Source organism: Planotetraspora silvatica (assembly GCF_016863315.1).
Lineage (GTDB): Bacteria > Actinomycetota > Actinomycetes > Streptosporangiales > Streptosporangiaceae > Planotetraspora > Planotetraspora silvatica.
This window is the reverse complement of the sequence record NZ_BOOQ01000002.1, coordinates 47,257-66,716: the sequence shown is the minus strand read 5'-3', so window position 1 is coordinate 66,716 and position 19,460 is coordinate 47,257. Positions and strand designations below refer to the sequence as shown.

Below are 19,460 nucleotides of genomic sequence, written 5' to 3'. Positions count from 1 at the left end.
GCACACCAGATGGCTGACCCGAAGGGTTTCATGAGGCACGGGCGTGAGCTGCCGGCGCGCCGTCCCATCGACGTGCGCATCCGCGACTGGCGCGAGGTCTACGAGGACTTCTCCCGTCCGGCTCTCACGCAGCAGGCGGCTCGCTGCATGGACTGCGGCATCCCGTTCTGTCACAACGGCTGCCCGCTCGGGAACCTCATCCCCGAGTGGAACGACCTCGTCTTCCGTGACGACTGGCGCGAGGCGATCGAACGGCTGCACGCCACCAACAACTTCCCCGAGTTCACCGGCCGGCTGTGCCCGGCTCCGTGTGAGGCGGCGTGCGTCCTCGGCATCAACTCCGACCCCGTCGCGATCAAGCGGGTCGAGGTGGAGATCATCGACCGGGCCTTCGCCGAGGGCTGGGTCACCCCCCAGCCGCCGCTGGACAGGACGGGACGGCGGGTCGCGGTCGTCGGCTCCGGCCCGGCGGGCCTGGCCGCGGCGCAGCAGCTCACCCGCGCCGGGCACGACGTGACCGTCTTCGAGCGGGCCGACCGGATCGGCGGCCTGCTCCGCTACGGGATTCCCGAGTTCAAGATGGAGAAGCGGCACATCGACCGCCGCCTCGAGCAGATGGAGGCGGAGGGCACCCGGTTCCGCACGTCGGTCAACGTGGGCGTGGACGTCACCGTGGCCGAGTTGCGCGAGGAGTTCGACGCGATCGTGCTCGCGGGCGGCGCCACCGCGTGGCGCGACCTGCCGATGCCCGGCCGTGAGCTGGGCGGCGTCCTCCAGGCGATGGAATACCTCCCGCTGGCCAACCGCGTCCAGCAGGGCGACCTCGCGGAGTCCCCGGTCTCCGCCGCGGGCAAGCACGTCGTGGTGATCGGCGGCGGCGACACCGGCGCCGACTGCATCGGCACGGCGATCCGGCAGGGGGCCGCCTCGGTCACCCAGCTGGAGATCATGCCGAGGCCGCCGGAGAGCCGGCCGGGTGCGCAGCCGTGGCCGACCTATCCGATGTTGTTCAAGATGGAGAGCGCCCACGAGGAGCTCGAGGCCGGCGAGGGGGACCGGGTCTACGCGGTCTCCACGCAGGAGTTCCTCGGTGACGCCGAGGGCAACCTCAGGGCGTTGCGCCTGGTCGACGTCGAGGGGCCGGGAGCCGGGTTCAAGCCGATCCCCGGCACCGAGCGGGAGATCCCCGCCGGCCTGGTCACCCTCGCGATGGGATTCGTCGGACCGGAGAAGAGCGCGCTGCTCACCGGGCTGGCCGAGCTGGCCGCAGACCCGGCCTCGTTCTTCGACCCGCGTGGCAACGTCGCCAGGGGCCGGTCGTACGAGACCGCCGTGGACGGGGTGTTCGCCGCGGGCGACATGGGCCGGGGGCAGTCGCTGATCGTGTGGGCCATCGCCGAGGGCCGTTCCGCGGCCGCGGCGGTGGACCGGTACCTGAGCGGGCGGACGGCCCTTCCGGTCGCCATCCCGCCGACGGCCCGTCCGCTCGTCTGACGCCGGGGACCCGTGCGTGATCGTGGGGGCGATCGCGCACGGGACCTCGCCGGCACGGCCCGGTTCGCCGGACGTCGGCCGGTCAGGACGAGTCTTTGCATGATCACGGTCGGGCTTTTCGCCGGGGAGGGGTAGGGTCCCGGAGCCTGTGCCTGGTCGCGGCGGCGGGGGCGTTAGCCGTACAAAACGGGAAGTATCCCTGCAAGGTGGTTGAATCGCGCGCTGGATAGCGGGCACTTGTGAGGGATGCCGGGCCCGGATCGAGGAGGATCGTTGAAATCACGGGGGCGTGTCGCGAAGGCACTGTTTTCGATCGCACTGGTGGGCGTCGCGAGCGCTGCCACGGCCGGTGTCTCGATGCCGGTCCCCAAGTCCATCCCACCCGGCAAGGGCGGCGACTACCTGGTCTTCTACGCCGACGGCGCCCGTGACACGGCCTCGCGTGCGGTCACCGCCGCGGGGGGCGTGATCGAGTCCCAGGACGACAGGCTCGGCTACCTCATCGTGCGCGCCCCGGCTCCGGAACCGCTGGCGGACAGCCCCTCCGTCGTCGGCGTCACGCCCGACCTCCCCATCGGCTCCGCCGCCGACATGCCGATGGCCGCCCCTCCGCCGAAGACGTCGGGGGGAGCGAAGGCCGTGGCCGGCGACCCGCTGTCCGACCGGCAGTGGGACATGAAGATGATCGGCGCCACGCCCACCGGGTCGTACGCCAAGGCGCGGGGCAACCACCAGGTGCTGGTGGGCATCATCGACACCGGGGTCGACGGCAACCACCCCGACATCGCGGCCAACTTCAACCGGCAGTTGAGCCGCAACTTCGTCACCGACCTGCCGAACGACGTCAACGGCAAGAAGTTCGACGGCGCCTGCGAGGTCGCGGGCTGCAAGGACCCCGCCGACGAGGACGACGACGGGCACGGCACCCATGTGGCCAGCACCATCGGCTCGCCGATCAACGGCATCGGCGTCGCCGGGGTCGCGCCCGACGTGTCGCTGGTCAATCTGAGGGCCGGGACCGACTCCGGTTACTTCTTCCTCAAGCCGACCATGGACGCCCTGGCCTACGCGGGCGACGTGGGTGTCGACGTGGTCAACATGAGCTTCTACGTCGACCCCTGGACGTTCAACTGCGCGGCCAGCCCCCAGGACTCGCGGGCCGACCAACTGGCCCAGCGCGGCATCCTCGTCGGCATGCGCAGGGCCGTCGCCTACGCGCACCAGCGCGGCGTCACCATGGTCACCGCCATCGGCAACAGCGGCTCCGACCTGGGCAGGCCGAGCAAGGACACGGCCAGTCCCGACTATCCGCTCGGGGCCGAGAAGGAGCGCACGGTCGACAACACCTGCCTCAACGTGCCGACCGAGCTTCCCGGAGTCATCGCGGTTTCCTCGGTGGGGCCCAGCGGCCAGAAGGCGGCCTACTCCGACTACGGGGTCGAGCAGACCGACATCGCTGCGCCGGGCGGCGACATCTTCGACAGCGGGACCTCTCTGATCGGGGAGCGCAGGGAGATCCTCGCCGCGGCCCCGACCGCCGTGCTGAAGGCCGGGCACCAGATCGACGCCAGCGGCAACCCGGTCGACGCGTCCGTCGTGCGCGACTGCCATGGGGGGACGTGCGCCTACTACCAGTACCTCGAGGGCACCTCGATGGCCGCCCCGCATGTGACGGGAATCGCGGCGATCATCATCAGCCGGTTCGGCGTGCCCGGCAAGGGCGGTCTGGCCATGGACCCGAACCAGGTGGAGAAGCTCCTGTACGCGTCGGCGACCCAGACGTCCTGCCCGACGCCGCGCGCCTTCAAGTACGGCACGGCCACGCAGACGTGTGAGGGGACCAAGGAGAAGAACGGCTTCTTCGGCCACGGCATAGCCAACGCCGCCCAAGCCGCCACCGTCACCCCCTGAAATCGGGCGTGATCATGCACAGGTTCGGGGAAAGGTCTGGTGACCTAAGGTTCCCGGGTTCGTGATCATGCACGAGTTCGGCGAGTGTGCCGTGGACGTGGGCGAACCCGGTCCGTGATCATGCACGGATTCGGGATCTTGCCGCGTGACCTGGTCAAACCGCGGGCGTGATCATGCACACGTTCGGCGATCGGGTCGTCGACCTGGGCCGATATCGGCCGTGATCATGCAATGGCGGGCTCGTTGCATGATCACGCGTTGAATTCGCCCTGGTGGTGGGGCGCTTTCCCGAATCCGTGCATGATCACGGAAGCGGAATCCGCAGGTCAGGGCCATTTTGCCGAACTCGTGCATGATCACGGCTGGGGTTTGTGCATGTCAATGGGCCGTTCACCGAACCTGTGCATGATCACCACCCAAAAGGGGGGCGGGGCCCTGGGGGATATGGCCCGCTGATCAACTGGAGATGCCGCAGGTGTCCTCCGCGTACGACAACATGGTCGCCTGCGTCTGCTTCGACGGAGTGGCGATCAGCCAGTAGGTCTCCCCGGCGGCCACGGTGCCCCAGACGGGGAACAGGTACGCCTTCTTGGCCTCGCCGAACGCGTGCGGGTCGCAACGCGCGGGGGTGACCACCACAGGGATCTCCAGGCTCCGGACCCCCGGCTCGAGCACCACGACCGGATGGCGTTTGCCCGACACCGGCAGGATGTTGAAGTGGGTGGTGCCGCCGAGGTCGTCGATCGAGACCGCCTCGTTGCCGTTCTTCCTCGTGACGAGGAGGACCCCGTTCAGCACCTTGCCCTCGTGTGTCCAGGAATCGCCGAACGTGACGTCAGCCGACTCCCGCAGGATGAAGGCCCCGCATTCGGCGTTCACCAGCCCGCTCAATGTCCGGTCGGGGTGCGGGATGGTGAAGGTGACCTTCCGGAGCGGCTCGTTTCCCACCTGGATGTGGGCGATCACCGTCGCCGGCTGGACCGCGGGGATCCGTGCCGGATCGCAGCGGGCCTGGCCGTACGGGATCCGGAGGTCGGTCCGGGGAGTCCGGCCGAGTGTCGTGTCCACCCGCTCGGGGGGAAGTTTCACGAACGAGGCGGTGACGAGTTGCACGTCCTGGAATCGCACCGGCGTCGTGGTGTCGTTCCGGACGGACACCTCGATCGCGTGGGCGGCCTCGCCGCTGCGCCACTGGTTCAGTGACACGGAAACCCCGGCCGGGGGCTGGTCCGATTCGGTAGCCTGAGCTGAACAGGCGGCCGCCAAGACGAGTGCCGCAACTGCGCCCCATGCCCGGATACGTCCCATGGATGGTCACGTTAGGGCACGTGGGTGATCACGTGAAGTCTCTGAACATTTGGCGACAGGTATGTGGGTCGTCACTACCAAGTGGTCTGTACCAATTAGGGTGGGGTATGTGAGTCGTCGAGCAAAGATCGTCTGTACCCTTGGGCCCGCCACCTCCTCGCCGGAGCGTTTGCGTGAGCTCATCGCCGCAGGGATGAACGTGGCCCGTTTCAACCTCTCCCACGGCAGCCACGAGCTGCACAAGGAGGTGTTCGACCGGGTCAGGGCCGCCGCCGACGAGCTGGGTGAGGCCGTAGGCGTACTCGCCGACCTCCAGGGTCCCAAGATCCGCGTCGGCCGGTTCGCGTCCGGTCCCGTACGGCTCGGCTTCGGCGACGTGTTCACCGTCACCACCGAGGACGTCCCCGGAGACCGGGACATCGTCTCCACCACCTATGCGGGTCTGCCCGGTGACGTGAATCCGGGTGACACGATCCTCGTGGACGACGGCCGCCTCAACCTCGAGGTGACCGCCGTGGAGGGCCCGCGCGTCGTCACGCGTGTGGTCATCGGCGGAATGATCTCCGACAACAAGGGTCTCAACCTCCCGGGTGTCGCCGTCAGCGCCCCGACGCTCACCGAGAAGGACGAGGCGGACCTGCGCTGGGCGCTCCGCACGGGCTTCGACATGATCGCCCTGTCGTTCGTGCGGACGGCGGAGGACGCCCAGGTGGTCCGCGACATCATGGATGAGGAGGGCGTGCACCTGCCGCTCCTCGCCAAGATCGAGAAGCCGCAGGCGGTCGATCAGCTCGAGGAGATCGTCGACGCGTTCGACGGCGTCATGGTCGCCCGTGGCGACCTGGGCGTGGAGCTCCCGCTCGAGCAGGTCCCGATCGTGCAGCGCCGCTGCATCGAGCTGTGCCGGGAGAAGGCCCACCCGGTCATCGTGGCCACTCAGATGCTCGACTCGATGATGAGCGCCCCTCGCCCGACCCGCGCCGAGACCTCTGACGTCGCGTACGCGGTGATGGACGGCGCCGACGCGGTCATGCTCTCCGGTGAGACCTCGGTGGGCACCTACCCGATCGAGTCGGTCGCCACGATGGCCCGCATCGCCACCGCCGCCGAGGGCACCACGCTGCACGCCACCCACCACCTCGACCGCCTGCCCGAGACCACCGGTGGCGCCATCGCGCGCGCCGCGGCCGAGGTCGGTGCGATCGTGGGGGCCAAGGCCCTGGTGGCCTTCACGATGTCCGGCGAGACCGCCCGCCGCCTCGCCCGCTACCGGTCGTCGATTCCGCTGCTGGCCTTCACCTCCAACCCGCAGGTCCGCGGCCAGCTCGCGCTGACGTGGGGCGTCGAGACCTTCGAGGTCCCGTTCGTGCACCACACCGACGACATGGTCCGCCAGGTCGAGGCGTCGTTGCTGACCCTCGGCCACTGCGAGAAGGGCGACAAGATCGTCATTGTCGCCGGCTCCCCGCCCGGGAACCCCGGGTCGACCAACGCGCTCCGGGTGCACACGATCGGCTCCGCGGTGTCCAACACCCGCTGATCGACTCCGCTCAGAGAACGGCCACCGCTCCGGCGGTGGCCGTTTCGCGTGTGACCCCCGGTGACCCGGGAAAACCGGTTGATCGCGCCATTCCCCTGATGAACCATGGCAGGTGCGAGAGGCCCGATCCCGTCTTCATGCGCCGGTGAGGAGTGCTGCGCCCGACGATGCCTTCAGATGACGATGATCCAGATGCGGTCCCGGGCGCCCGGCAACCCTCGTGGCGCGCGCTGTGGCGGCTGAAGTCCTACCTCAGGCCCTACAACCGCGTGCTCGTCGTGTCGTGGGTGGCCGCGTTCCTCGGCATCGCCGCGGGCACCGCCGTCCCGCTCGTGGGCAAGCAGATCATCGACGGGCCCGTCGGCCACGGCGACCTCGGGGGCCTTCTGCCGCTCGGCCTGCTCGCCCTCGTGCTGGGGATCGCGGAGGCGGTCCTCATCTTCGTCCGGAGATGGTCGCAGGCGGGGCCGGTCCTCGGCCTGGAGACGGCGATCCGCGACGACCTCTACCGCCGGCTGCAGAGCCTGCCGATGAGCTTCCACGGCGAATGGCAGTCGGGCCAGTTGTTGTCGAGGGCGACGACCGACCTCTCGACGATCCGCAGATTCCTCGGGTTCGGCGCGCTGTTCCTCGTCATGAACGTGCTCCAGCTCATCGCCGTCACCATCGTCCTGTTCCACATGTACTGGCCGCTCGGCCTGATCGTCGCGGTCTCGGCCGTGCCGATCATCGTGTTGTCTCTCCGGTTCGAGAAGCGGTACATCGGCATCTCCCGCCGGGTCCAGGACCAGCAGGGCGACCTCGCCACCCTCGTCGAGGAGGCGGCGGTGGGCATCCGGACGATCAAGGCGTTCGGCCGCAGCCGGCACCTCTACGAGGGGTTCGACGAGACCGCCCGAGGGATCCACCAGACGTCGCTCGCCAAGGTACGGCTGGCCTCGCGGTTCTTCACCTTCCTCGAGGTGGTCCCGAACGTCACCCTGGCCATGGTCGTGCTCGTCGGCGCGCTCGCCGTCGCGCGTGACGCGCTCACCCTCGGCACCCTGGTGGCGTTCACGACGCTCGTCCTCCAGCTCGTCTGGCCGGTCGCCTCCCTCGGCTACATCCTCGCGATGGGACAGGAGGCCATGACCTCGGCCGACCGCGTCACCGAGGTGCTGGACACCGTCCCGGAGATCGTCGGAGGGACCGAGGTCATCGAGCGCCCGCGCGGGCATCTCCGGTTCGAGGGTGTGGAGTTCCGCCATCCCGGCAGCGCGCGCCCGGTGTTGCGCGACGTGTGGCTGGACGTGCGGCCGGGGGAGACCATCGCCGTCGTCGGGGCGACGGGCTCGGGGAAGACCACGCTCACGGCACTCGTCCCACGGCTCATCGACGTCACGGGCGGCCGCGTCACCGTCGACGGGCACGACGTCCGCGACCTGACGCTGCCCGCGCTCCGGTCGGTGGTCGCGACGGCGTTCGAGGAGCCGACGCTGTTCTCGATGAGCGTCAGGGAGAACGTCATGCTGGGCCACGGCGACGCCGGCGAGGACGACGTCCGGGAGGCCCTGGAGATCGCCCAGGCCACTTTCGTGTACGACCTGCCGTGGGGGCTGGACACCAGGATCGGGGAGCAGGGGATGTCGTTGTCCGGCGGGCAGCGGCAACGGCTCGCCCTCGCCCGCGCGGTCCTCGGCAAGCCGCGGATCCTCGTCCTGGACGACACGTTGTCGGCGCTGGACGTCGAGACCGAGGCGCTGGTGGAGGAGGCGCTGCGCCGGGTCCTCGCCGACGCGACCGGCCTGGTCGTCGCCCACAGGGCCTCGACCGTGCTGCTCGCCGACCGGGTGGCACTGCTCAGGGACGGAACCATCCAGCACGTCGGCCGACATCCCGACCTGCTCGCCACGGTCCCCGAATACCGGGCCCTGCTCGCCCAGGACGCCGACCTCGACCCCGACAGGGCGCTGCGGTGAGCGACTCCTGGCGCGGTGTCGCGGCCGAGGACAAGGACCACATCCCCGAGACCGTCTCCCTCCTGCTGCGGTCGCGCTCCCGCCGGCTGCTCGGCGATCTCCTGCGCCCGCACAAGAGGGCGATCGCGCTGCTGACCGCCGTCATCGTGGTGTCCAACGCGGCCGGCCTCGCCCTGCCGTACCTGGTGAAGACCGGCATCGACAGCGGCATCCCGCCGATGGCCGACGGGCGGGGTTCGGGCACGCTGCTGACGATCGTGGCGGCGATCGTGGGGGCCGCGCTGGTCCAGGCCGTCACACGGCAGGCGTTCCTCCAGCTCGCCGGGCGGATCGGGCAGGACATCCTGCTCGAGTTGCGGCGCCGGGTCTTCACGCACTTCCAGAAGTTGTCGTTGTCGTTCCACGAGGGCTACACGTCCGGCCGGGTGATCTCACGGCTCACCTCCGATGTCGAGGCCATCGCCGAACTGCTGGACTCCGGCTTCGACGGCCTGGTCACCGCGGTGCTCACGCTGTTCGGCACGGCCGCCATGCTCCTGGTGCTCGACGTCCACCTCGGCCTCGTGGCGCTGCTGCCGCTGCCTGTGCTGCTGCTGTTCACGCGCTGGTTCCGCCGGGAGTCGAGCGCCGCCTACCGCCGGACCCGCGAGACCGTCGCGCTGGTCATCGTGCACTTCGTGGAGTCGATGACCGGGGTCCGCGCGGTGCAGGCCTTCCGCAGGGAGCCGCGCAACCAGGAGATCTTCGAGAGGCTCAACGCCGACTACCGCGAGGCCAACACGCGCGGGTCGCGTCTCATCGCGATCTTTATGCCCGGGATCAAGCTCATCGGCAACGTCACGGTCGCGCTCGTCCTGCTGTACGGCGGGTGGCTCGCGTTGCACGGCACGGTCACGGTGGGCGTGCTGGCGGCGTTCCTGCTCTACCTCCGCCAGTTCTACGAGCCGATGCAGGAGATCAGCCAGTTCTACAACGCGCTCCAGTCGGCCGGCGCCGCCCTCGAGAAGCTGTCAGGGGTCCTGGAGGAGCAGCCGGGCGTGGCGGAGCCGCCCCGGCCCGGGGAGCTGGCCCGTGCGAGCGGGGCGCTTCGGTTCGACGCCGTCGAGTTCGCCTACGGGGAGGGCCCGCGGGTCCTGCCCCGGCTGGACCTGGAGATCCCCGCGGGCCAGACCGTCGCGGTGGTGGGGACGACCGGTGCGGGCAAGACGACGCTGGCCAAGCTCATCTCGCGCTTCTACGACCCCGTGTCCGGGCGGGTCATGCTCGACGGCGTGGACCTGCGCGACCTGGACGAGGCCACGCTGCGCCGGTTCGTGGTCATGGTGACCCAGGAGAACTTCCTGTTCACCGGGACGATCGCGGACAACATCGGGTTCGGCCGTCCCGGCGCGCCCATGGAGGCGGTCGTCGAGGCCGCCGAGGCGATCGGCGCCCACGAGTTCATCACAGCGCTCCCCGACGGCTACCACACCCAGGTCGGCAAGCGGGGCGGCCGGATATCGGCGGGGCAGCGCCAGCTCGTCGCGTTCGCCAGGGCGTTCCTCGCCGACCCCGCCGTGCTGATCCTCGACGAGGCGACCTCGAGCCTCGACGTGCCGAGCGAGCGGATGGTCCAGCGGGCCCTGCGGACCATCCTCGCCGACAGGACCGCGCTGATCATCGCCCACCGCCTCTCCACGGTGGAGATCGCCGACCGGGTGCTCGTCATCGAGGGCGGGCGCATCGTCGAGGACGGCCCGCCCGACCGGCTCATCGAGGGATCCGGCCGGTTCTCCCGGCTCCACCAGGCCTGGGTCGACAGCCTCGCCTGACCCGCCTCGGCCTGCCCGGCCTGACCCGCCGGGTGGCCGGGGGAGCCGCCGTACGGCTCGCGCCCCCACGCGAGCCGTACCGGTTTCCGGATCCGCCGGATTCCCGCGGTCAGCCGACCGGGACCGGGTAGTCCTTGGCGAGGTCGGAGACCGCGGCCTCCTTGAGGACGACCGAGCCGCCGATCGCGGCCTTGTCGGGCTTGAGGATGTAGGACGCCCGGGACGCCGGCTTGTCGAAGAACGTGAAGTCCATCGGGGTGCCGAAGCCGCCTTCGAAGGTCGACTGGGAGCGGTGCGCGGCCAGGATGCCCTCGTGGCTGAGGTCCTTGGCGGCGCAGGCCTTCTTGACCGCCTCATCCACGATCATGGCGGCGCTCCAGCCGGTGGGGACGGCGTTGTCGAGGGTCTGCCCGGGATATTTCGCCTGATAGTCGGCGACCAGCTTCTGCATCGCGGGCATGGGCGCGCTCACCGGCGCTCCGGCCGTCATGACGTAGAAGTCCTTCAGCAGCGCGGGCGCCGCCGGCGTGCCGAGCAGTTGCGGCGAGTAGGCGGAGTTGCTGCCGACGAACGGCACGTCCATGCCGCCCGCCAGCGCGACACCGACGAGCGACGCGGCCTGCCTCGGCCCGACCGAGACGAGCACGGCCTTGACCTTCGCCGCCTTGAACGCGGCGACCTGCGCGCTCATGTCCTGGTCGGTGGCCTTGATCTTCTGCTCCACGATCTCCAGGCCGAGCTTGTCCGCGGCGTACTTCGAGCCGTTGAGCGCGCTCTCGCCGTAGTCGCCCTCGAAGTACAGGTGCCCGAGCTTGTCGCCGGCCTTGATGCCCTTCTCCTTCGTGAGGAAGTCCACACCGTTGATCATGTCGATGTCGTACGTCGTGCCGGTCACCTGGATCGCCCGGCTGCCCAGCAGGGACGTCGCCCACGCCATCGGGATGGTGAGGAGCTTGTCGGTGTCGATGCGCTGCTTGAGCGCCGTGACCATGGGCGAGCCGATGAACTGCGGGATCGCCGCGGACTTCGGCCCGATCTCCGTGTAGGCGGCGACCGCCTTCTGCGTGTCGTAGCCGTGGTCGCGGACGATGACCTCGTACTTGCGTCCGCACGCTCCGCCCGCGGCGTTGGCCTGCTCGAAGTACAGCTGCTGCGCCTGGGTCAGGCTCTTCCCGAGGGAGGCGTACGGCCCGGTCAGGTCCGTGACCACGCCCACGGTGATCGTCGTGGCGGTCACACCCGGACCGGTCTTCACGCCGTCGCCGCCGGTGGCGGGCGCTCCGCCCACCGCCTTGTCGCTGGCGCAGGAGGCCGCCGCCAGGGCGAGGACGGCTAGCGTCGCGATGCGGGCGCGGGTGCCGAATTTGGCCATCTGAGCTCCTTGATTCGAGGGATGACGCGGCGGAGCCGCGTGGCGAGCCCGTGCAGACCGCCGGGCAGGAACAGCACCACCGTCACGACGGCGGCGCCGTAGAGGATGCGCGCGGCCTCGGCAGGGGACACCCCGCCGGAACCGGGCTCGGCCACCAGCGGCAGGGCGTCGCTGTAACGCGTCAGCAGCTGGGGGAGGAGGGAGACGAACACCGCCCCGATGACGGCCCCCGCGACCGATCCGAGACCCCCGATCACGATCATGGCGAGATAGTCGAGCGACAACAGGAAGCCGAAGTAGTCCGGCACCGCCCGCTGGAAGACCAGGGCGACGAGCACGCCGGCCAGCCCGCCGTACATGGACGACAGGACGAACACGCCCGCGCGGTAACGCGCGACCGGGACGCCCATCACCCCCGCCGCGATCTCGTGGTCCCTGATGGTGTTCATGGCGAGGCCGGGACGGCCGCGCAGCACGCCTCGCGCGAACGCCGCCGCGGCGGCGAGCACCAGGAGGCCGAGGAACCACAACCGTTCCAGCGCCCCGAAGGGCACGTTGAGCAGGACGAGGCCGGGGGAGTCCGCGAACACGAAGCCGAACAGCTCCATCGGAGGCACCGCGCGGCCGTTGTAGCCGCCCGTGAGCGGCTCGGCGTTGAAGAGCACGTGCTGACCCCCGAAGATCAGCGCGAGGGTGGCGATGCCCAGATAGGCGCCCTTCAGGCGTCCCGCGATCGGGCTGAACAACCCGCCCGCGACGCCCGCGAGGATCACCGCGACGACGGCGGCCAGGGGAGTCGGCAGCCCCACGTCGGTCGACAGGTACACGTAGGCGTACGCGCCGACGGCGAGGAAGAACGCGTGGCCGAGCGACAACTGCCCGGTCGCCCCGGTCAGCAGGTTGATGCCGATGGCGCCGACCGCCGCCGACATCGCGAACAGGCCCGTCTGGAGCCAGAAGCCCTCCAGGTAGAAGGGCGCGACGACCGCGGCCACCACGACCACCCCCCAGACGGCGCCGAGCGTGATCCACCTCGATCTCCTAGACACGGGCCAACTCCTTCGTGCCGAAGATCCCGGCGGGCCGGAACAGCAGGATCGCGATCATCACCAGGAACGGCGCGGCATCGCCGATGCCGCGCCCGAGGAAGGCCAGCTGACTCTGGTATCCGCTCATCAGCGCCTCGGTCACCCCGACGATCAGCCCGCCGGCCAGCGCGCCGGTCGTCGAGTCCAGCCCGCCGAGGATCGCCGCGGGGAAGGCCTTCATGGCGGCGGCCGTCGTGCTGCGGTCCAGACCCGGCGTGGGGAAGACGCACAGGAACAGGGCCGCGATCGCGGCCAGCGCACCCGCCACGGCCCAGGCGCTGAGCGAGACCCGGCCGAGCCGTACGCCCATCAGGGCGGCGGTCTCCGCGTCCTCCGCGGTGGCCCGCATGGCCACGCCCCACCCCGTGAACTTGAACGCGAGCAGGAACGCCGTGATCAGCGCTGCGGCGACACCCAGGGCGACGATGCGGGTCTCGGCGATCGTGATCGGGCCCAGGTGCAGGACCTGGTCCCGCCACGGATCGCCAAGGGCGAGGACGTCGGTTCCGATCTCCCGGGTGAGCTCGGTCGTCAGCAGGATGTCCACGCCGATCGTCACGATCGCCAGCACGCCGTGCGATCCGACGCGCGCCCGTCTGATGATCAGGAACTCGATGAGCGCCCCGACCAGCGCGGCGCCCGCGACCCCGGCCGCCAGGGCGAGCCAGAAGCCGAGCGCCGGATGCAGCTTCGCGACCAGGAACCCGCCCGCGAGCAGCAACGAGGCGTGCGTGAAGTTCACCACCTCGGTCGCCTTGAAGATGACGACGAACCCGAGCGCGATCAGCGCGTACACGGCTCCGACGGAGATCCCGTTGACGAGAAGCTCCAGGAAGGTGGTCATGAGGCGCTCTCCTCGATGTCGCCGAGGTAGGCGCGGATCACCTCGGGATCGCGTTGGATCTCGTCGGGCTCGCCGTCGGCGATGCGCCTGCCGAAGTCGAGGACGGTCACGGAGTCGGCGATCCGCATGACGATCCCCATGTCGTGCTCGACCAGCAGGATCGAGATGCCGAGGCTCTCCCGTACGGAGACGATCAGGTCGGCCATCTCCCGCCGCTCCTCGCCGTTCATGCCGGCGACCGGTTCGTCGAGGAGCAGCAGGCGCGGCTCCATGCACAGCGCCCGGGCGAGCTCGACGCGCTTCTGCGTCCCGTACGGCAGCAGCCCCACCGGCGTGGGCAGCGCGTCGGCGACGCCGACGAACGCGGCGATCTCCTCCACCCGCGCGCCGTGCCGTACGGCCTCCCGCCGCGCCGAGGGCAGCCGCAGCCCGGCGGAGACGAAGCCGCTCGTGGTCAGCCGGTGGCGGCCGAGCATGAGGTTGTCCCGCACCGTGAGCCGAGGGGACAAGGCGATGTTCTGGAACGTGCGCGCCACTCCGAGCGCCGCCACCTGGTGCGGCCGCGACGCCGTCAGCTCGGCGTCGCCGAACCGCACGCTGCCCGACGTCGCCCGGTACACGCCGGACAGCACGTTGAAGCACGTCGACTTGCCCGCGCCGTTCGGCCCGATGAGCGCGTGCGTGCTGCCGGGCCTGACCGTGAAGCTCACGGCGTCGAGCGCGACGAGGCCGGCGAACCTGACCGTGACGTCGCTGACCACGAGTTCCGGGATCACGCCGTCCACCTCGACAACGTCCGGACCGGTCGCGGCGGCTCCCCCGGCGGGAGGTCCTCCGCGTCGATACCAACCGGTCGGTCTGTCTCGGGCGTGCCGACGCCCAGATACCGGCGCCGTACCTCGTCGCTGGCGGCCAGCTCCGCCGCCGGGCCCGACAGGGCGACCTCGCCCACCTCCAGCACGTACGCGTGGGACGCCAGCCCCAGGGCCATCGCCGCGTTCTGCTCCACCAGCAGCACGGAGGTGCCCTGCGCGTTGATCTCTCTGATCGTGGCCGCGATGCGGGCCGCCATCATCGGAGCGAGGCCGAGAGTGGGCTCGTCGAGCAGCAACATCGACGGGTTCGCCATCAGGGCCCGTCCGATCGAGAGCATCTGCTGCTCGCCGCCCGACAACAGGCCCGCCCTCTGGTGCGCCCGTTCCGCGAGGATCGGGAAGAGGGAGTGGACCCGGTCACGCGCCTCGCCCGCCTTCCCGCGATCGCGGACGCCCAGCGCGCCGGCCCGCAGATTCTCGGCCACGGTCATCCGGGCGAAGACGCGGCGGCCCTCCGGCACCTGGACCACGCCACGCGCGACGGCGGTCGCCGGCGACCCGTTCAGCCGTGAGCCGCCGAAGGACACCGTGCCGGAGGTGACCCCGCCCCGGTGGAACCGCAGAGTGCCCGACACGGCGCGAAGGAGCGTCGTCTTGCCCGCGCCGTTCGCACCGAGGACCGCCACCACCGCACCGCGCGGAACGGTGACGCGGATTCCTCTCAACGCGCGTACGGGGCCGTAGTGCACCGCCAGATCCGTGATCTCCAGGCCTGCCTCACCAGCCATCAACCCCTCCTGTGACTCCGATGAAGGCACAGACAACCCATCGCGTCGAGCCGCGTCCAGATCTGCCCGGCAAGTCGGGTCCTCAGCCCATGTCGTTGACACACGACTTGTGCGACAGCACAATCCACGGTCACGAAACGAGAACCGAACCTTGTTCCAGACCCGAAGTGCTGGCACATTCGGACGCATGAGGTCCAGGACGGAATCCGAGATCCGGGAACTGCTGAGGACCTCCGCCGCCTTTTTGCTGGAACGGATCCCCGAGCTCACCGACGAGCTCGTGAAACGCGGCAGGGAGAACGACGAGGCCTACCGGATCAACATCCCCATCGAGGACCACTGGAAGAGCACGTACGAGGGGCTGCGCATCGGCATCACCGCCATCCTCCAGCCGCGGCACGAACGACGGGACGTCGAGTACGCGCAGACGGTGGGGCGCAGGCGGGCCGAGCACGGGCTGCCGCTCGACTCGCTCATGCGCAGCTACCGGCTGGCCGCCCAGGTCACGTGGAACGGCTTCATCGACATCGTCGGCGACCGGAACCCGGAGAAGCTGCCCGCACTGCTGCGCAGCGCCACTCACGTGTGGCACGCCATCGACCGGCAGGCCGTGGCGGCGGCCGACGCGTACCGCCGCCGGGAGAACGAGCTGCTCGGCCGGGGGAACGAGCGGGTGCACGCGATGCTGGACGCCCTGCTCGAAGGCCGGGCGGACGCGGCCGTCGGACAGGTCGCGGCGGCCGCCCTGGAGCTCCCGGAACACGGCCGCTATGCGGTCGTCACAACGCGGCTCCCCGAGCGGGTCCACCGGCCCGAGATCATCGGCGGCCTGCTGTTCCTGTGGCGCATGCGGACCGACTACGAGATGGCCGTGGTGTTCATGGGCGACCGGTCGCTGGACGACCTCGTCGAGGCCATCAGGCCCATCGTGTGCGGGATCGCCGGCATCAGCCCCGTCGTCGAGGGGCTCGCGGAGCTCGGCAACGCCCGGCGGATGGCCGAGCTCGCCATGCGGACGTGTACCGGCGCCCGACCGGAGATCGCCAGGCTCGACCGGCGGCTGCCCGCCGCGCTGGTGGTCTGCCAGCCTGAGCTGGCCAGGCACCTGGCGAGCGGTGTGCTCGGGCCGGTGTTGTCCTCACCGGAACGCGGGGTGCTCCTGGCCACTCTGGAGGCCTGGCTCCGGTGCGAGGGCTCGGCGGTGCGGGTGGCGAGCGAGCTGTACTGCCATCGGAACACCGTCTTCAACCGGGTGCGCAGGATCGAGCAGATGACCGGGCGCTCGCCGTCGCGGCCGCGCGACGCCGTGGAATTGTCCCTCGCCCTCGACGCCGTACGGCTCCTGCCGGACACCTGATCGGTGCCGGAAGCAGGGGAGAGCCCGAAGTCGCGTCGACCGGGTCACGTGCGTCGATGACGGCGTCCGCCGGTGAGATTTCGGAGATGATTTTTTACGATTACTGCAAGTGCCCCGGGTGGGACTCGAACCCACACTGTACGGGTTTTGAATCCGCTCCCTCATGCCAATTGGGGTACCGGGGCTTCAATCCGGACATACGTTGACTTGTCCGAACCCGTCGTCATAGAGCTTAGCGGAGAGATGATCGACCGCGTGGCCCCTGGCGTGGTCCTAATGTAGCGGACGTCGGTAACCTCTTGTGCGTGAGTACGCAGCGGCGAGTGGTGATCGCGGAAGACGAGGCACTGATCCGTCTCGACCTCAAGGAGATGCTCGAAGAGGACGGCTACGCCGTCGTGGGGGAGGCGGGCGACGGCGAGACCGCGGTCAAGCTGGCCATGGAGTTGCGGCCCGACCTGGTGATCCTCGACGTGAAGATGCCGGTCCTCGACGGGATCTCGGCCGCTGAGCGGATCGTGTCCGAGCGGATCGCGCCCTGTCTCATCCTGACCGCGTTCTCGCAGCGCGATCTGGTCGAGCGCGCCAGGGACGCGGGGGCCATGGCCTATCTGGTCAAGCCGTTCACCAAGGGCGACCTGGTTCCGGCGATCGAAATGGCGGTCAGCCGCCACGAGGAGATCTCGGCGCTGGAGAAAGAGGTCTCCACCCTTTCCGAGCGACTGGAGACCAGGAAATTGGTGGAGCGGGCGAAAGGCCTGCTCATGACCCGGCACGGATGGACCGAGCCGCAGGCGTTCCGGTGGATCCAGAAGGCGTCGATGGACCGGCGGCTGAGCATGCGCCAGGTGGCCCAGGCCGTCGTCGACGACGGCGCCGGAGAAGCCGGACCGTCCGCGTGACGCCTTTATGGCGGAGTGAATATCAGTGCTCAGTGGTATCCGTGTGCCGGTTGTGACGCCTGTGGCGAAATGTGCGGAGAGAGCGCACACCGGGCTCCTGGTCAGAAAGGTTCCCCTCATAAGTTGAGGAGTTATTACGACTCCGCAACCAAGTGTGGACAGTTCTGACGCATGCCTGGTCGGAGGTCCCTTGCGGTATGTACGTTTCCACCATTCGATCGGGACCGGTCGGCGATGCTGCCGTTTCCCGGCCTGGATGAAGGAGATGCTTCATGATCCGCATTGCCCCCCTTGGGCGCGTGCTGGCCGTCGCCGCGGCCGCCAGCCTCGCCCTGACGGCCTGTGGCGGTGGCGAGGAGACCGCCGCGCCGACGTCTTCGGCGCCCGCCTCCTCAGCGCCCGTCGCTGCCAAGGGCGACGGCGTTCTCACCGTCGGCACGCTGCTGCCGCAGACCGGTTCGCTCGCCTTCCTTGGCCCGCCGGAGTTCGCGGGTGTCAAGCTGGCGGTTCAGGAGATCAACGCGGCCGGCGGCGTCCTCGGCAAGCCGGCCGTCGAGATCGACACCGACTCGGGTGACACCTCGACCAACATTGCCTCGCAGTCGGTTGACAAGCTGATCCAGCAGAAGGCCGACACCATCATCGGTGCGGCGTCCTCTTCTGTTTCGCTGTCGGTCATCGACAAGATCACGGGCGCCGGCGTGGTGCAGATCTCGCCCGCCAACACCTCTGACGAGTTCACGACGTATAACGACAAGGGCCTGTACTTCCGTACGGCGCCGCCGGACGTTCTCCAGGGCCGCGTGCTCGGCGACCTCATCCTCGCCGACGGCAGCGACAGCGTGGGCATCCTCGCCCTCCAGGACGCGTACGGCACCGGCCTGGCGGACAACGTTCAGAAGGCGGTCGAGGGCGGCGGCGGCCAGGTCGTCTCGAAGGTCATCTACGACCCGAAGGCGGCCGACTTCTCCGCGGACGTCGCGAAGATCAAGGAAGCCAACCCCAAGGCCATCGCGCTGATCGGCTTCGACGAGACGAAGAAGATCGTGCCTGAGCTGGTCAAGCAGGGCCTGACCGCCGACAAGGTGAAGTGGTACTTCGTCGACGGCAACCTGTCCAACTACGGCACCGGCAAGGACGGCTTCCCCAAGGGCACGCTGGACGGCGCGAAGGGCACGCAGCCCGGCGCCGAGGTCTCCGACGACTTCAAGGCGAAGCTCAAGACGGCCGACCCGAGCCTGAAGGACTTCAACTACGGTCCCGAGTCCTACGACGCCACGATCCTCACCGCTCTCGCGGCGACCGCGGCCAAGAGCGACGCGGGCGCCGACATCGCGGCGAAGCTGACCGAGGTCTCCAGCGGCGGCGAGAAGTGCAAGGACTACAAGTCCTGCGCCGACCTGCTCGCGGCCGGCAAGGACATCGACTACGACGGTGTCTCGGGCCCGATCGAGTTCAACGCCGCCGGTGACCCGGCAGAGGCCACCATCGGCGTCTACCAGTACGGCGCGGACAACACCAACAAGAACATCGCCTTCAACACCGGCAAGATCGACGGCTGACATCGGTGATGGCAGCGCTGTAGACGAAGTGCTGACGTGAAGGGCCCGGTCCTGACGGACCGGGCCCTTTTCGCATGTCCACCGCCGTCTTCGCCGCATGCCCACAGCCGTGCCCGTCGTGCGTCCACAGCCGTGACCGTCGTGCGTCCACCGCCGCGCGTTCACCGCCGTGCCCGCCGCGCGCCTGGCGCGGTCTCAGGGCCTCGGGCAGGCCGAGGTGATGGAGCGGGAGGCCTTGCGGTACTCGCGGAGCAGCGCGGGCCGCGTGGAGGGGTCGGTACCGGCCGTCGACAGGGGCGTGCCGACCTCCTCGATGGTCGCGGCGGGCCCGGCAAGGGACGCGGGGAGATGCGGGCCGTACATCGCGAGTGTGCCGCGCACGTAGCCGAAGCGGCCGCGCACGTCGCCGTCGTAGCGCTGGGCGTCCTCCTGGCCGGCGGGGAGCAGAGAGAGCTCGAGGTAGCCGATGGCGGAGACCACCCGGGTGCAGGCGTCGTCATCGGGCCCGGCGCCGGTCACGTAGACGGCCCTGTCCGCCGAGGAGCCGGTCGTGGCGGTGGAGGACGCGGATCCCGTCCGGGCGCCGTGAGGGGCGCTCTGGCAGGCGCTCAGGCAGGCGCTGAGGACGATCGTGAGCGCCGCGAGGGCCGGCGCCGACCCCAGAGTGGTTCGGGTCATGACGCCCATTGTGGTCGCCCTGTTCCGCGATC

The 19,460-nt window shown here is 69.7% G+C and carries 15 protein-coding genes and 1 tRNA gene; 8 read left to right on the top strand and 8 right to left on the bottom strand.

The window, feature by feature from the left end:
* The first annotated feature begins 9 nt into the window (after positions 1–9).
* Positions 10–1,494 carry a glutamate synthase subunit beta gene (locus Psi02_RS00635; RefSeq protein ID WP_203970660.1) on the top strand — a complete coding sequence of 495 codons (1,485 nt, stop codon included), beginning with the start codon at positions 10–12 and terminating at the stop codon, positions 1,492–1,494.
* A gap of 273 nt (positions 1,495–1,767) precedes the next feature.
* Entirely contained in the window at positions 1,768–3,405 is a 1,638-nt protein-coding gene (locus tag Psi02_RS00630; RefSeq protein ID WP_239094486.1) for a S8 family peptidase, read from the top strand.
* A 456-nt stretch (positions 3,406–3,861) separates the two neighbouring features.
* Here Psi02_RS00630 and Psi02_RS00625 read toward each other — a convergent pair whose 3' ends face one another.
* A complete protein-coding gene (locus Psi02_RS00625; RefSeq protein WP_203970659.1) occupies positions 3,862–4,611 on the bottom strand; it encodes a hypothetical protein in 750 nt (249 codons plus the stop codon).
* A 211-nt stretch (positions 4,612–4,822) separates the two neighbouring features.
* Here Psi02_RS00625 and pyk point away from each other — a divergent pair, with 211 nt between their 5' ends.
* From pyk to Psi02_RS00610, 3 genes are all read left to right on the top strand, one after another.
* Complete coding sequence (pyk, locus tag Psi02_RS00620) at positions 4,823–6,253, top strand: pyruvate kinase (protein ID WP_203950751.1); 1,431 nt, start codon at positions 4,823–4,825, stop codon at positions 6,251–6,253.
* A gap of 167 nt (positions 6,254–6,420) precedes the next feature.
* The gene (locus tag Psi02_RS00615) at positions 6,421–8,211 is read left to right on the top strand and encodes an ABC transporter ATP-binding protein (protein WP_239094485.1); all 1,791 of its coding nucleotides are present in this window, start codon (positions 6,421–6,423) and stop codon (positions 8,209–8,211) included.
* Complete coding sequence (locus Psi02_RS00610; protein WP_203970658.1) at positions 8,208–10,022, top strand: ABC transporter ATP-binding protein; 1,815 nt, start codon at positions 8,208–8,210, stop codon at positions 10,020–10,022. Before Psi02_RS00615 ends, Psi02_RS00610 begins: the two co-directional genes overlap by 4 nt.
* A gap of 109 nt (positions 10,023–10,131) precedes the next feature.
* On the opposite strand, the gene Psi02_RS00605 is transcribed toward Psi02_RS00610, so the two are convergent.
* From Psi02_RS00605 to Psi02_RS00585, 5 genes are read right to left on the bottom strand one after another with little or no spacing between them, the layout of a single operon-like run.
* The gene (locus Psi02_RS00605; RefSeq protein WP_203970657.1) at positions 10,132–11,394 is read right to left on the bottom strand and encodes an ABC transporter substrate-binding protein; all 1,263 of its coding nucleotides are present in this window, start codon (positions 11,392–11,394) and stop codon (positions 10,132–10,134) included.
* Complete coding sequence (locus tag Psi02_RS00600; protein WP_239094564.1) at positions 11,355–12,422, bottom strand: branched-chain amino acid ABC transporter permease; 1,068 nt, start codon at positions 12,420–12,422, stop codon at positions 11,355–11,357. Before Psi02_RS00600 ends, Psi02_RS00605 begins: the two co-directional genes overlap by 40 nt.
* Positions 12,423–12,435: 13 nt before the next feature.
* Positions 12,436–13,326: a branched-chain amino acid ABC transporter permease gene (locus tag Psi02_RS00595; protein WP_203970656.1), complete on the bottom strand. Its 891-nt coding sequence runs from the start codon at positions 13,324–13,326 to the stop codon at positions 12,436–12,438.
* A complete protein-coding gene (locus Psi02_RS00590) occupies positions 13,323–14,099 on the bottom strand; it encodes an ABC transporter ATP-binding protein (protein WP_203971545.1) in 777 nt (258 codons plus the stop codon). The genes Psi02_RS00595 and Psi02_RS00590 overlap by 4 nt, the downstream gene beginning before the upstream one ends.
* Complete coding sequence (locus Psi02_RS00585; protein WP_203970655.1) at positions 14,099–14,929, bottom strand: ABC transporter ATP-binding protein; 831 nt, start codon at positions 14,927–14,929, stop codon at positions 14,099–14,101. The genes Psi02_RS00590 and Psi02_RS00585 overlap by 1 nt, the downstream gene beginning before the upstream one ends.
* A gap of 187 nt (positions 14,930–15,116) precedes the next feature.
* On the opposite strand from Psi02_RS00585, the gene Psi02_RS00580 reads away from it, so the two are divergent.
* Positions 15,117–16,286, top strand: coding sequence for a PucR family transcriptional regulator (locus tag Psi02_RS00580; protein ID WP_203970654.1), 1,170 nt, complete (start codon positions 15,117–15,119; stop codon positions 16,284–16,286).
* Positions 16,287–16,396: 110 nt separating this feature from the next.
* Here Psi02_RS00580 and Psi02_RS00575 read toward each other — a convergent pair.
* Positions 16,397–16,471 (bottom strand) — tRNA-Leu (locus tag Psi02_RS00575).
* Positions 16,472–16,591: 120 nt separating this feature from the next.
* Between Psi02_RS00575 and Psi02_RS00570 the strand changes: the two genes are divergently transcribed.
* Both Psi02_RS00570 and Psi02_RS00565 read left to right on the top strand, forming a co-directional pair.
* A complete protein-coding gene (locus tag Psi02_RS00570; RefSeq protein ID WP_275415117.1) occupies positions 16,592–17,188 on the top strand; it encodes an ANTAR domain-containing response regulator in 597 nt (198 codons plus the stop codon).
* Positions 17,189–17,460: 272 nt separating this feature from the next.
* Positions 17,461–18,750 (top strand): ABC transporter substrate-binding protein, encoded by a 1,290-nt coding sequence (locus tag Psi02_RS00565; protein WP_203970653.1) that lies wholly within the window; start codon positions 17,461–17,463, stop codon positions 18,748–18,750.
* A gap of 195 nt (positions 18,751–18,945) precedes the next feature.
* Here Psi02_RS00565 and Psi02_RS00560 read toward each other — a convergent pair whose 3' ends face one another.
* Positions 18,946–19,428, bottom strand: a complete 483-nt coding sequence (locus tag Psi02_RS00560; protein WP_203970652.1) for a hypothetical protein — start codon at positions 19,426–19,428, stop codon at positions 18,946–18,948.
* Positions 19,429–19,460 lie beyond the last annotated feature (32 nt).

Bases quoted from the DNA above. Each gene is read 5' to 3' on its own strand.
- Psi02_RS00635 (WP_203970660.1), top strand. From the start codon at position 10: ATGGCTGACCCGAAGGGTTTCATGAGGCACGGGCGTGAGCTGCCGGCG.
- Psi02_RS00615 (WP_239094485.1), top strand. From the start codon at position 6,421: ATGCCTTCAGATGACGATGATCCAGATGCGGTCCCGGGCGCCCGGCAA.
- Psi02_RS00605 (WP_203970657.1), bottom strand. From the start codon at position 11,394: ATGGCCAAATTCGGCACCCGCGCCCGCATCGCGACGCTAGCCGTCCTC.
- Psi02_RS00595 (WP_203970656.1), bottom strand. From the start codon at position 13,326: ATGACCACCTTCCTGGAGCTTCTCGTCAACGGGATCTCCGTCGGAGCC.
- Psi02_RS00585 (WP_203970655.1), bottom strand. From the start codon at position 14,929: ATGGCTGGTGAGGCAGGCCTGGAGATCACGGATCTGGCGGTGCACTAC.
- Psi02_RS00580 (WP_203970654.1), top strand. From the start codon at position 15,117: ATGAGGTCCAGGACGGAATCCGAGATCCGGGAACTGCTGAGGACCTCC.
- Psi02_RS00565 (WP_203970653.1), top strand. From the start codon at position 17,461: ATGATCCGCATTGCCCCCCTTGGGCGCGTGCTGGCCGTCGCCGCGGCC.
- Psi02_RS00560 (WP_203970652.1), bottom strand. From the start codon at position 19,428: ATGACCCGAACCACTCTGGGGTCGGCGCCGGCCCTCGCGGCGCTCACG.